Below are 12,547 nucleotides of genomic sequence, written 5' to 3' on the forward strand. Positions count from 1 at the left end.
GAGACGCACCGCCCCCAAAACCCAAGGAACACCCGTGACCGAAGACAGCGGCAACAGCGCCGGACGCGCGATCCCCAGCGGCCGCCTCGCCCGTCTCGGCGTCTTCGGCAAACTCGCGGGCGGCGTGGCAGGCGGAGTTGTCGCCGAGGGTGCGCGCCGTCTCGCCAACGGAGAACGCCCCAAGATCGGCGACCTCCTCCTCACCCCCGCGAACGCCACGCGAGTCGCCGACCAGCTCTCCCACCTTCGCGGCGCGGCGATGAAGCTGGGGCAGATGATCTCGATGGACGCGGGCGACATGCTCCCGCCCGAACTCGCGACCATCCTCGCCCGCCTGCGCAACAACGCGAACCACATGCCCCCGCAACAGCTCGATCGCGTGCTTGCCGCCGAATGGGGCAAGGACTGGCGCCGCCGCTTCGCGCATTTCCAGGCGCACCCGGTCGCCGCCGCCTCGATCGGCCAGGTCCACCGTGCGCGTCTGCCCGACGGCACCGAACTGGCGATCAAGGTCCAGTATCCTGGCGTCAAGGAGAGCATCGACGCCGATGTCGACAACGTCGCGACTCTGCTCCGCGTGTCGGGCATGCTCCCCAAGTCGCTCGACATCGTGCCGTTGCTCGACGAGGCGAAGAAGCAGCTTCACGAGGAAGCCGATTACCTCCGCGAGGCGCAGATGCTCGCGCGCTACGGCGAGTTGCTCACCGACCAGTCGCAGTTCGTCGTGCCCACACTTTATTCCGAGCTCACCACGCCACGCGTCCTCGCGATGAGCTTCGTCACCGGCGTGCCCGTCGAGACGCTGGAAACCGCGTCGCAGGATGTCCGCGACCGCGTGATGCACGACCTGATCTCGCTGGTGCTGCGCGAGCTGTTCGACTGGCGGCTGATGCAGACCGATCCGAACTTCGCCAACTACCGCTGGCAGCCCGAGACGGAAAAGCTCGTCCTGCTCGATTTCGGCGCCGCCCGCCCCCTCCCCGCCGAGACCGGTGAAGGCTATCGCCGTCTGCTCACCGCAGCGCTAGCCGGCGACCGCGACGCGGTGCGCGAAGCCGCTATCGCCGCCGGTTTCCTCGGCGAGGCAGCCGTTCTCCAGCATCGCGCACTGGTCGACCGAATGATCGACGTCATCCTCGCCGAACTCGCCAAGCCTGGCCCGTTCGACTTCGGCGACCGCGCGTTCGTCGGGGTCCTGCGCGAACAGGGTACAGAGATCGCCCGCGACCGCGACACCTGGCACCTGCCGCCGATCGACACGCTGTTCGTCCAGCGCAAGATCAGCGGCACTGCCCTGCTTGCCGCTCGCCTCAAGGCGCGAGTCGATATCCGCACTATGGTCGCCGCCTATTGTGACGGCGCGCCATCGTAAGGATCAGCGCAGTTTCAGCGCCTGCTTCACGCTTGCCCAGCTGACATATTTGAAGTTCTGCGTGGCGGGCGCGTTGTCGCCGTCCTGTGCGACGAACAGGCCCTGGGGGTAGGCGGGGCCGAAGTTGCCGAGCATCAGTTCGATCCCGTCGGTATCGCTGGTGCCGTCGATCGCGCCGCCGCCGATGCGGAAGCGCCCGGCATAGGTGACGCCCGGCAGGCGGTAGAGCGTGTAGGCGTTGTCGCCCTGGCTCGACACGACGAGATAGCCGCCGTTCCTGCCCGACGGGGCGAGCGCGAGGCCCTCGGCGTCGGCGACCAGCGTCTTGCCGTCGACCTTGGCGATCGGGGTTGCCGTGACCGGCGCGGATGGGTCTGCGTCGAACCGCCAGAGGCCGACGTCCTCCTCGGCGACGTAGAGTTGCCCGGTGCGGTCGTCGACGACGCAGCCTTCGGACTGGGTGCCTAGCTTCATCGAGCGGACCGTCGTGACCTTGGGCGATGCGCCGGACAGGTCGATCGCGACCTGGTCGATGCGGCCGTCCTTCAGCACGACGAAGCCGAACAGCGCGTGATCGCGCGCGCGGGTCCAGAGGCACATGCCGTAGGCCTCTCCCGGCCCGACCGGGAAGCGGCCTAGCGGGACGAGCTTCGCCGCCGCCGTGTCGAGCGTGAACAGCGAGACGTGCGCGGTGGCGATGTCGGCCCGGTCGCTGGCCGCGGCGATCACGCGCGTCCCGACATCACGCAGGTCGACGTTGTTAAGCCGCGCGGCCGGGGTGAAGCTGAGGCGCTTGCCCGTCAGGCTGTAGACGTGGATGCCCGCTTTCTTGTCGGTGCCGATGACGAGGCTCTTCGCCGGATCGCTCGCGTTGCGCCAGATCGCGGGATCGTCCGCGGCATCGGCGGCGGTGTCGACCGGATCGGTCTCGGCGGTCGCCGCGACTGTCGGCGCCTCGACCGCCACCGGGGTTGATGTCGTTGCACATCCCGCGAGCAGCAACGCAGCAAAGGGAAGCATACGCATCAGAACGTCACCCGCACGCCGCCGGTGTAGCGCCGGCCGAACGTCTCATGCTCGATCGTGTAGGCCGAGGAACCGACATAGCGGCGGCCCGGCCCGTTCAGCAGATTGGCGAAATCGCCGTAGATCTCGACGTTGCCGTTGATCGCATAGCGGACGGACGCGTCGAGTTCATTGTCCTTGGCCCAGTAGAAATCGCCGCCGTCGACGCCGCGGACCGTGCCGCCTACGTCCGCCACCGCACCGATCGCATCGAGCCATGCCGACCGGTTTTGGTACGAAACGCGGGCCGAGAATCCGTATTTCTCGTAATAGGCGATCAGATTGTAGATCGCGTCCGATGCGCCGGGTAGCCGCACTTTGCGCGACGGAATCGCACCCGTTGCCGGCGTATCGGCGCGGCTCTTGTTGATCGTCGCGTTGAGCTGGACGCCGAAGCCGCCCATCCAGTCCGGCAGGCCGAGATCGGCGGTGAAGGGGTCGAGCTGCTGCTGGATCGCGCCCTCGATCCCCATGATATAGCCTTTGCCGCCGTTGATGATGGTCGAGTAGACATAGCCCGACCGATCGACGCCGGCGGTGTTGAGGTTCGTCTGGCCGTAGGTCCGGGTCGAGTCGAACAGGACATCAGTGACGTCCTTGTAATAGGCGCCGATCGACAGGAAGCCGCGCGGCATCGTGTAATATTCGACGTAGAGATCGACGCCCTTGGCCTTTTCGGGCTTCGCGTCGGGGTTGCCGCCAGAGATGGTCGCATTCGCGTCGTTGATGCTCAGATTGGGGCGCAACTGATCGTAATCCGGGCGTGCGGCGCCGGTGTTGAACGACAGCCGCGCCTTCATCCGGTCGTTGACGTCCCAGTTCACGTGCAGGCTTGGATAGACGAGAGTCTGGCTCGATTTCACGTCTATCAGGCCGAGCGACGAGAACGCCCGGGCGTCGTTGCGGATGTGCTCGACGCGCGCGCCACCGATGACGCTGCCCCAGTTGGTGGTCGTCGTCGCCATCGCGTACGCCGAATAGACCCTCTCGCCGACGTCGTAGAAATTGGCGTCGGTGGACACGAACGGGCTGACCGCCTTGGCTTGGTCGACCAGCGCCAGAATCTTGTCCCGATCGAAATACTGGAACATGTAGCCGAGCGGGATCTCGCCCTGGAACCCGCCCGGCTTGGCGATGGCAGCGTACCCGGTCGGAATGCCCGCCGCGGCGAACTGGGCGGGGGTGCTCAGGTCGATCAGATACTCGTTCGCGGTCTTGGTGCGATCGTCGTAGCGGAGACCGGCCGCGAACACCGTCTGCGCGCCGAACACCGAGGCCTCGCGGCTGATGTCGAGCTTGGCGGTGTACGCCTCGGTCACATCCTTTGCCTTCAGCGAACGCAATCGCGTCAGCGTACGCGGGAAGTCCTCGATCGCCGTCACCTGCGCGCCGCGCGAGAAGGTGCCGTCGGCGTTGCGGATCGTGCGGAACAGCTGGACCTTGGCGAGCTGTGGGTCGGTCAGGTCGTAGCCGACGGTCAGGCGGTTGGCGGCGTTCGCGCCGTTGGTGCCGAACGACGGGCTGTCATAGTTCAGCTGCGCAGGCTGCGAGCGATCGTCGATCGACCGCGTGTAGTTGCCGCGCCAAGCGACCTTCCACTCGCCGAGTTCATGATCGCCGCCGATCGTGTTGGTGAACACCGACTGCTTGTATTTGCGCACGGTGAAGTTCGAGTTGAGATCGATCCCGTAAACCGTGCCGAGCAGCGGCGTGTTGCCGGTGCAGACATCCGCGTAGCCCGTCGTCCCCGACGCGGGCCGCGTGTTGACGGTGCAGGCGGCGGTGCCGTTGGGCGTGCGCGACTGCTGGTCGTCGAGATCGAAGATGTAGTTGTTGCGCTGTTCGTCGTCCTCGAATGCGGAATAGATCGTTTCGGCGAACAGCTTGTGGCCGGGCGCAGGACGCCAGTCGAGCCGGGTCGACAGCGAGTAGTTCTTCCGGGTCAGGCGATACAGCTTGTTCTCGGTCTCGCGCGCCCATTTGCGGTTTTCGAAGCCGGGCCGGAGATCGCGATCGACCGCCTCGAAATCGGTCTCGAAATTGTCGGTGACCATGCCGCGACGATACAGGCTGGCTGACGACACGATGCCGAACTCGCCGATGCCGGTGTCGATCCGGTCGGAGATGACGAGCGAACCCTCATATTCGGTCTTCTTGCCGAGTTCGACATGACCGACGCCGCCCTTGGCCTGCACCTTCATGCCTGGATAATCGAACGCCGAGCGCGTGATGATGTCGACGTTGCCCGCGATCGTCTCGCCGGTCATGTCGGGGGTGACCGCCTTGCGCACGATGATCTGCGACGCGATCGCCGAGGGGATCGAGTCGAAGCGGGCATCGCGACCTTCGGGGCTGACGACGTTTATGCCGTCGATCGAGAGCGTGGTCCAGTTGATCGGTGCGCCACGCAGCGTGATGTAGCGTGCCTGGCCCTGATCGCGCTGGACGCCGACGCCGGGGAGACGGCTGACCGCCTGGGCGACGTTCTGATCGGGCAGGCGTCCGATCGAGTCGGAGGCTATGACCGAGACGAGCGAGGGGCTGGTCCGCTGGATCTGGAGCGCGGCGGCTTCGGACTCTGCGATCGGGCGCGAACCGGATACGACGATCTCGTCGCCCTCGCCTGCTTTCGCACCGACTTCGATGGTCATCGCGACGTCGAGCGTCACGGCAGTATCGGCGACCGTCACCGTCCGGCGTGCGTCGGGGAAGCCGACATAGCGGATCACGAGTTCGTGCGTGCCGGCGGGGACACCGAGCAGCGAGAACCGTCCGGTGCGATCAACCACGGTCGACAAGTCCAGCGCGGGAATCGAGACCGACGCGCCGTCGAGATATTCGCCGCTGCCCGCCTGCGACACGGTACCGACGACCGATCCCGCAGCGCGCGGCGCACCGACCGAGGTCGCGGCGTCGGGACGCGCATGCGCGCTGGCGACGGTCAACGGAGTCAGCGCGCAGCCGGTAAGCAGTACGTGCGCGAGGACGCGACCGCGAACGCGGGTCGAGAGGTTCGATTTCATGGTATTCCCCCGGGTGGTCCCGGCTTCTTCAGCCGGCTTGGGAGGCGCGGTAGCGGCCTCGCATGGCAACGCCGTTACGTCTGCATGACAAAGACATGACAGACGGTTCATCTGAGACCGGCTCACGCTCGCGCGAGGACAGTGTCACATTAAACGAGCATTAAAATCGTCGGACACGGAATTCTTATATTCGTAACGGACGTGCCACGACCGCCGCCTATCGCGCCCTTCAAGGCAAAGACTGCCGAAAAAGGGAAACTCTCGATGTTGAATTCAGCAAGCCTGCGCTTGCGGCTGCTGGCCGGCGCCGCCCTGACGGTCGCGATCGCGTCGCCAGTGTTCGCAGCCCCCACGCCGACCGCCGCCAAGGATACGGCGCCCGCGACGGCTGCCGCAGACCCCGCGATCGATCCGGCCCCCGCCGCTGCCGAACCCGCCGCTGCCGAGCCCGCCGACCAGACCGGTCTTGGCGAAATCGTCGTCACGGCGACCAAGCGCGAGACCAACCTGCAGAAGACGCCGATCGCGATCAGCGTGCTGACCGCCGCCGCGCTGACCGACCGCCACGTCCAGAGCCTGTACGATCTCGCCGACGGTACGGTGCCCAGCTTGCGCATCGCCACCTTCGAAGCGCGCCAGTCCGCGCTCACCATCGGCATCCGCGGCATCGTCCCGCTCGACGCCAACCAGCCCGCGCGCGAGCAGGGCGTCGGCATCTACATCGACGGCGTCTATCTCGGCCGCCAGCACGGCCTGAACGCCGCGCTGTTCGACATCGAGCGTGTCGAAGTCCTGAAAGGTCCGCAGGGAACGCTGTTCGGTCGCAACACCGAGGGCGGCGCGCTCAGCCTCGTCAGCCGTGCGCCCAGCGGCAAGCTCGAAGGCCGCGCCGAGGGCGGCATCGCCAATTACGGCGGCTATAACGGCGACTTCCACCTCGACCTGCCCAAGTTCGCCGGCTTCAGCGTCAAGCTGGACGGCGTGCTGCAGCATCAGGACGCGACCACGAAGAACCCGTTCGAGGGTGCGGCCGGCTTCAACTATTTCGATCGCAAGGGCGGCCGCGCCGCGGTGCGTTGGCAGCCGACCAGCACCATCACCAACGATTTCGCGTACGATGTCGCCAAGGACAAGAACACCCCGTTCTACAGCCAGCTGCTGAACTACAATCCCAATGGCTGCGCGAACGGCGCGGTCACTGCGTCCACCACGTGCGTGTTGCCGAGCGTCAACTACACCTCGCTCACGGGTGGTCCAGTCAAGGCGCTGCTGCCGGGCGTGGTCGTCAACGGCGACAGCCGCATGAAGACCGCCGATATCGGCGTGCCGCAGCAGGTCAGCGTCGACAAGACGCACGGCTTCACCAATTCGCTGAAGTGGAACCTCGGCTCCGAGCTCGAACTGCGTTCGATCACCGCATGGCGCGGCGTCGACGTGGAGCAGTATGACAATAGCGGCGGTGCGCATCGCCCGCCGCTGGTCAACCTGACCGCCAACTGCACCGCGGCCGCGCCGTGCGCCTTCAGCCGCTACAGCCTCGCCGACCTGCGCCAGCGCCAGTTCAGCCAGGAATTCCAGGCAGTCGGCACGATCGACTCCGTCGACTACGTCGCGGGTCTCTATTACTTCAACGAGCATGTCAGCGACGATGCCGCGACGCCGAGCTCGCTCGGTGCGGTGGCGACGACGACCAACGGCGTCGTGACCGGTGCAAACATCGTGTCGATCCCGTTCTGCACCGCCAGCACGCCGGCGTTCGTCGGCACCGCGGTCAACGGCTGCTCGATCGATCGCGCCTCGGAAGTCTGGTCGAAGAGCTATGCGGCGTACGCCCAGGCGACGTGGAACGCGACCGACGTGCTGCACCTCACCGTCGGCGGTCGCTACACCAAGGACAAGAAGCGCGGCGTCCTGCACTATTTCAACAACCTGAACTACGACACCGCCACCCCGGCACAGCTTGCGGCCAACGGCTACACCCCGCTGGACAAGACCTGGAACCGGTTCAATCCGATGGTCACGCTGGCCTATGACCTGAACGACGACACGCACGTCTATGCGAAATACTCGACCGGCTATCGCGCCGGTGGCGCGAGCTCGCGTACGCCAAACTATCTCGCGTTCGAGCCCGAGGATCTGAAGTCGTACGAAGTCGGCCTGAAGGCGGACTTCTGGCAGCATCGGGCGCGCCTGAACCTTGCCGGCTACATCATGGACCGGAAGAACAGCCAGGAAGACGTCAGCTTCATCACGTTCGCGAACAGCGCCAACGTGAACGTCCTGCGCGTCGTCAATGCACCGGGTATCACCAAGATCCGCGGCATCGAGGCGGACCTGACGGTAGCACCGGTGGAAGGCCTGACGCTCAACGCGTCCTATGCCTATACCTACACCAAGATACCGCCGGTTCCGGTCAGCTTCACGGTGGGCGCCAACACGTCGACGGTGCTGCAGCAGTTCTACATCCCGTTCACGCCGCGCAACGCGGCCAGCGGTTCTGCCGACTATGCGATCCCCGTCGGCGGCGGCGACACCAAGGTGAAGTTCCACATCGACGGCAATTATTCGCAGGCGACACAGGCGTTCGACCAGTTCGCCACCAAGGCCGACGCGTCGTTCCTGGTCAACGGCAGGATCGCGCTGGCGAACGTGCAGGTCGGATCGGCCTCCGATGTGACCTTCTCGGTGTGGGCCCGCAATGTGTTCGACAAGCAGTATGTCTTCCGTCGCGATCCCTCGAACAGCCTGCCGGGTGCACCGACCAGCAGCCTGACGGCGGGTCCGATCGGCAACGTGCTGGGCGATTACGGCAACTTCAACGCGCCGCGTACCTACGGAATGGACGTGTCGGTCAAGTTCTGATCGATCCGACCATCGGCGACGACGAACCCGAGCAGGCGACACGCCTGTTCGGGTTTCTTCGTTTCAGCGCACGGGTAAGGTGACGACGACGCGCAGCCCGGGGGCTGCGTCTTCCAGTGCGATCGTACCGCGGTGAAGCCGGACGATCGCCTGGATCAGGGGAAGGCCGAGGCCGTGCCCTTCATCGTGGCGGCTGGCGTCGAGTCGTCCGAACCGCCGTAACGCCAGCGTGCGCTGATCCGCCGGAATGCCGGGGCCGGTATCGGTCACGATTAGCGTCGCCACGGCGGCGGTCGCGCCGACCTGTATCGCGATCTGCGTACCGACCGGCGTATGGCGGATCCCGTTCTCGATCAGGTTCACGAGCATCTGGCCGAGCAGATGCCGATCGCCCACGATCTCGGCTGGGGCGGCGGCATCGAAAACCAGCGTCCGGCCACTGTCGGCGACCACCGGCTGCATCATCGTCACGATCTCATCGGCCAGCGCCGCCAGATGGAGCGACGCGAACGCCGCGCGACGGTCGCCCCCCTCGATTTCGGCGATCCGCAACATCGCTGCGAACATCTCGAGCAGTTCGTCGCTCATCGCGATCGCTGCGTCGAGATCGTCGCGTTGCGCCTCGCTCTCCGCCCGTCGCCGGGACAAGGCAAGCTGGCTTCGCAGACGTGCCAGCGGCGTGCGAAGATCATGCGCTATGTCGTTGGATACGTTGCTGATGCTCGCCATCAGATCGGATATTCGATCGAGCATGCGGTTGAACGCGATCGCCTGTTGCGCGAACTCGCCGCCCGATCGGTCGACCGGCACACGGCGCGTCATGTCGCCATCGATGATCGCATCGACGGTCCGCCGCGTCTCGCCGATCCGCCGGCTGATGGTGACGACGAAGACCGACAGCCCGCAGACGACGATCAGCAGGATCGACCCGAAACCGATCAGGTAGATGCCGATCCGCGCGGGACCGTAATCGTCGAACGGCTCGGTCTCGGCGACCGTCGTCAGCGTCATGCCGCCGCCGACGTCGCGAACCAGCGCGCGCCCAGCGGAAAGGCCGATGATCCGATCGCGGCCGTGCAAGGTGGAAAAACCGAGCGGCAGGCGACGCGGCATCCTGATATTGCCGCCAAGGGCGTGGCCTTCGGCATCGAGCAGCAGGAAGCCGATGTCGCCGGTATCGCGCTGGCGGGTCGCTGCGTTTATTCGGCGAACAAGTTCCTCGGGGCTACGATCGCCGAAGGCTCCGGCGATCTCGTCAAAGACGGCCTGGATGCGGCGGTCGACCAGCCGTTCGATCGTCCTGAGCGTCACCGAATAGATCGCGAAACCAGTGCCGAGCGTCACCACGAGGAACGCCAGCAGAAATGCCAGCGTCAGCGTGCGCAGCGACCGTAAGCGCATCAGCCGCGCAACATGTAGCCGACGCCGCGCACCGTCAGGATCGGGTCCTCGCCGCCATCGGCGGTCAGCTTCACGCGCAGGTGGCGGACATAGACGTCGACGATGTTGGTGGTCGGCGCGAAGTCGTAGCCCCACACGCGCTCGACCAGCATCGCCCGCGTCAGCACCGTATCGGCGTTCGCGACGAACTCGTTGAGCAACTTGAATTCGAGCTTGCCGAGGTCGATCGCGGTACCGGCACGCCATGCCCGGAAGCGGGTCGGGCTGACGACGATATCGCCTGCGCGGATCGTGTCGGCGCTGCCCGCGGTCCACCCACGAGAGCGTACCAGCGCGAGCAGCCGGGCGTTCAGTTCGACCGCGGCGATCGGCTTGACCACGTAATCGTCGGCACCGGCCTCCAGCCCCTCGACCTTCTCGACCGAACGACCGAGCGCGCTGAGCATGATGACCGGCAGCGTCATGTTCCCGCTCCGCAACCGTTCGAGCACCGAAATGCCGTCGATCCGAGGGAGCATCCGATCGAGCACGACCGCGTCGAACGGCTGACTGTCCACCGCGGCGAGCGCCTCGCGACCGTCGGCCGCGACGGTCACGGTATGGTCGAACCCGCGCAGTTCCTCGGCCATCCCTTGCGCGAACACGCCATCGTCTTCGACCAGCAGAATGTTCAGGCTCATCACGCGGTGTCGCGCGCGACGAGCACGGGCTGCATTTCCACTGAGGGGGCATCCTCGCCGGCGATGCGGGCGAACAGCGCCGTGACCATCGCGCGCGCGCCCGTCGCGATATCCTGGCGAACGGTGGTAAGCCGCGGCACGGTCTGCTCTGCGAACGGGAGATCGTCGAAGCCGGTCACGGGGATGTCGCCCGGCACCTGGATCGCACGATCGGCGAGCGCGCGGACGGTCCGCATCGCGATCACGTCCGACGCCGCGGCGATACCGTCGATCGACCCCAGCACCGTGTCGAGATGCGCCGCGATCTCGGCGGGCATCACGTCCGACGCCAGATGGGTGTCGAGTTGCAGCGGTCTGGCCAGCCCCGCAGACGCCGCCGCATCGCACAGTCCGCTATAGCGTTCTTCGAGTTCGAGCGTGCGGACTTCGCCGAAAAAGGCGAGCCGCCGACAGCCCCGCGCGATCAGTCGCTCGCCGGCGAGCCGTCCACCGAGCCGGTTGTCGACGCCCACCGCACAATGGACCTGTCCCGGTCGATGCCCACCCCAGACGACCATCGGCCGATACCGCGCCGCAACCCGCTCGATCGCCGCGAACTGGTCCGACTGGCCGATCAGCAGGACACCGTCGAGCATGCCGGAATCGACGATCCGCTCGAGCCAGTCGTCGGCATCGGGGATGATCCGCGACAACAGCAGGTCATAGCCGTGCTCGGTCAGCGCATCGGCGATATGGCCGAGAATCGTCATGAAGAACGGATCGGACAGATGCTGGCGACGCTCATGGCCGAGCGGCACGACGACGCCGATCAGGCCGGTGCGCTGGACGCGCAGACGGCGAGCCATCTGGTTCGGGCGAAAGCCGTGCGTGGCCGCCAGTGCCTGGATCCGCTCCCGCGTATCGCGCGCGACGAGCGGATTGTCCGCCAGTGCGCGGGATACGGTGCCGGCGTGTACCCCGGCGAGCCGCGCGAGTTCCGCGATGTTGCGGATACGCGCGGCGGGCGGAAGGATCGGTTCGCTCATCCGTCGACCCTAGCGCGTCATACCGGGCGTGGCGACACCGGCGGCAAGCAGCAGCGGATCGTCAGGTCAGCAGGATCGTGCTGCCGGACGTGTCGCCCGCTTCGACGGCACGATGCGCGTCCGCCGCCTGTTCGAGCGGGAAGGTCCGACCGATCTCCGGCGTGATCGCACCGCTTTTCACCATCGCGAAGACGCGGCCGAGGCCAGCTCGTTTCTCGTCCGGCGTCGCGTAATAGTCGAACAGCGTCGGCCGGGTGACGAACAGCGAGCCATTGCGCGCCAATATCCCCAAGTTGACTCCATCGACCACTCCGCCTGCATTGCCGTAGCTGACGATCAGCCCGCGTCGCGCGGCGCTGGCGAGCGACGCGGCCCAGGTCGCGCCACCGACGCCATCGAGCACGACGGGCACGCCCTCGCCCCCGGTGATCTCGCGCACGCGCGCGGCGATGTCCTCGGATTTGTGGAGAATGACGTGGTCCGCGCCCGCCTTCGTCGTGCGCGCAGCCTTGTCGTCGCTGCCGACGCTTGCGATCACGGTGGCGCCGATATGCTTGAGCCAGCCGACCAGGATATGGCCGACGCCCCCGGCCGCCGCATGAACCAGGACGGTCTGTCCCGCCTCGACCTTCGCACAGCGCTCGACGAGGAACTCTGCGGTGCAGCCCTTGAGCAGGATCGCCGCAGCGGTGCGATCGTCGAGCCAGTCGGGCAACGCGAACAGTTCGGCAGCCGGCACGTTGCGCTCGGTCGCGTAGGCGCCGCGGGTCGGGCCGAAGGTACCGACGCGGTCACCAGGCGCGAAATCGGCCACGCCTTCGCCCACTGCCATCACCACGCCGACCGCCTCGCTGCCGAGGCCCGACGGCAGGTCGATCGGGTACACGCCGCTGCGGTGATAGGTGTCGATATAGTTCAGCCCGACCACGGTGTTGCGCATCCACACCTCGCCCTTGCCCGGCGCCGGCAAGGTCACATCGTGCCACTGGATGACGTCCGGACCGCCGGTCGTTTCGATTTTCGCCACTCGTGCCATCTCGGCCTCCCGTTGATTCAAGGCCGCACCCTATAGAACGCGTTTCGGGTTGCAACCGATCGGCGGCGAGCCCATTCGTTCGC

Annotated in this window: 8 protein-coding genes; 2 read left to right on the forward strand and 6 right to left on the reverse strand. The window is 66.3% G+C overall.

Annotated elements, in window-relative coordinates; translation table 11 throughout:
- Positions 1-34 precede the first annotated feature (34 nt).
- On the forward strand, positions 35-1,372 hold the full coding sequence (locus IFR23_RS12565) for an AarF/UbiB family protein (RefSeq protein ID WP_192976205.1): 1,338 nt from the start codon (positions 35-37) through the stop codon (positions 1,370-1,372).
- A gap of 3 nt (positions 1,373-1,375) precedes the next feature.
- Here IFR23_RS12565 and IFR23_RS12570 read toward each other — a convergent pair whose 3' ends face one another.
- The gene (locus IFR23_RS12570; protein ID WP_197978437.1) at positions 1,376-2,392 is read right to left on the reverse strand and encodes a phytase; all 1,017 of its coding nucleotides are present in this window, start codon (positions 2,390-2,392) and stop codon (positions 1,376-1,378) included.
- A 5-nt stretch (positions 2,393-2,397) separates the two neighbouring features.
- Positions 2,398-5,460, reverse strand: coding sequence for a TonB-dependent receptor (locus tag IFR23_RS12575; RefSeq protein WP_192976207.1), 3,063 nt, complete (start codon positions 5,458-5,460; stop codon positions 2,398-2,400).
- Between the two features lie 264 nt (positions 5,461-5,724).
- On the opposite strand from IFR23_RS12575, the gene IFR23_RS12580 reads away from it, so the two are divergent.
- Positions 5,725-8,322 (forward strand): TonB-dependent receptor, encoded by a 2,598-nt coding sequence (locus tag IFR23_RS12580; protein ID WP_192976208.1) that lies wholly within the window; start codon positions 5,725-5,727, stop codon positions 8,320-8,322.
- 63 nt (positions 8,323-8,385) lie between these two features.
- Here the strand turns inward: IFR23_RS12580 and IFR23_RS12585 are convergent, their stop codons facing one another.
- From IFR23_RS12585 to IFR23_RS12600, 4 genes are all read right to left on the reverse strand, one after another.
- Positions 8,386-9,723, reverse strand: coding sequence for a sensor histidine kinase (locus IFR23_RS12585; protein WP_192976209.1), 1,338 nt, complete (start codon positions 9,721-9,723; stop codon positions 8,386-8,388).
- Positions 9,723-10,403: a response regulator transcription factor gene (locus tag IFR23_RS12590; protein WP_192976210.1), complete on the reverse strand. Its 681-nt coding sequence runs from the start codon at positions 10,401-10,403 to the stop codon at positions 9,723-9,725. The genes IFR23_RS12585 and IFR23_RS12590 overlap by 1 nt, the downstream gene beginning before the upstream one ends.
- The gene (locus IFR23_RS12595) at positions 10,403-11,428 is read right to left on the reverse strand and encodes a LacI family DNA-binding transcriptional regulator (RefSeq protein ID WP_192976211.1); all 1,026 of its coding nucleotides are present in this window, start codon (positions 11,426-11,428) and stop codon (positions 10,403-10,405) included. Before IFR23_RS12595 ends, IFR23_RS12590 begins: the two co-directional genes overlap by 1 nt.
- Before the next feature lie 61 nt (positions 11,429-11,489).
- Positions 11,490-12,464, reverse strand: coding sequence for a quinone oxidoreductase family protein (locus IFR23_RS12600; RefSeq protein WP_192976212.1), 975 nt, complete (start codon positions 12,462-12,464; stop codon positions 11,490-11,492).
- Between the last annotated feature and the right edge of the window lie 83 nt (positions 12,465-12,547).

Source organism: Sphingomonas sp. CFBP 13603 (assembly GCF_014892665.1).
Taxonomy (GTDB): domain Bacteria; phylum Pseudomonadota; class Alphaproteobacteria; order Sphingomonadales; family Sphingomonadaceae; genus Sphingomonas.

Coding starts and splice junctions, on each gene's coding strand:
- IFR23_RS12575 (WP_192976207.1), bottom strand. CDS start 5,460: ATGAAATCGAACCTCTCGACCCGCGTTCGCGGTCGCGTCCTCGCGCAC.
- IFR23_RS12580 (WP_192976208.1), top strand. CDS start 5,725: ATGTTGAATTCAGCAAGCCTGCGCTTGCGGCTGCTGGCCGGCGCCGCC.
- IFR23_RS12585 (WP_192976209.1), bottom strand. CDS start 9,723: ATGCGCTTACGGTCGCTGCGCACGCTGACGCTGGCATTTCTGCTGGCG.
- IFR23_RS12600 (WP_192976212.1), bottom strand. CDS start 12,464: ATGGCACGAGTGGCGAAAATCGAAACGACCGGCGGTCCGGACGTCATC.
- IFR23_RS12570 (WP_197978437.1), bottom strand. CDS start 2,392: ATGCTTCCCTTTGCTGCGTTGCTGCTCGCGGGATGTGCAACGACATCA.
- IFR23_RS12590 (WP_192976210.1), bottom strand. CDS start 10,403: ATGAGCCTGAACATTCTGCTGGTCGAAGACGATGGCGTGTTCGCGCAA.
- IFR23_RS12595 (WP_192976211.1), bottom strand. CDS start 11,428: ATGAGCGAACCGATCCTTCCGCCCGCCGCGCGTATCCGCAACATCGCG.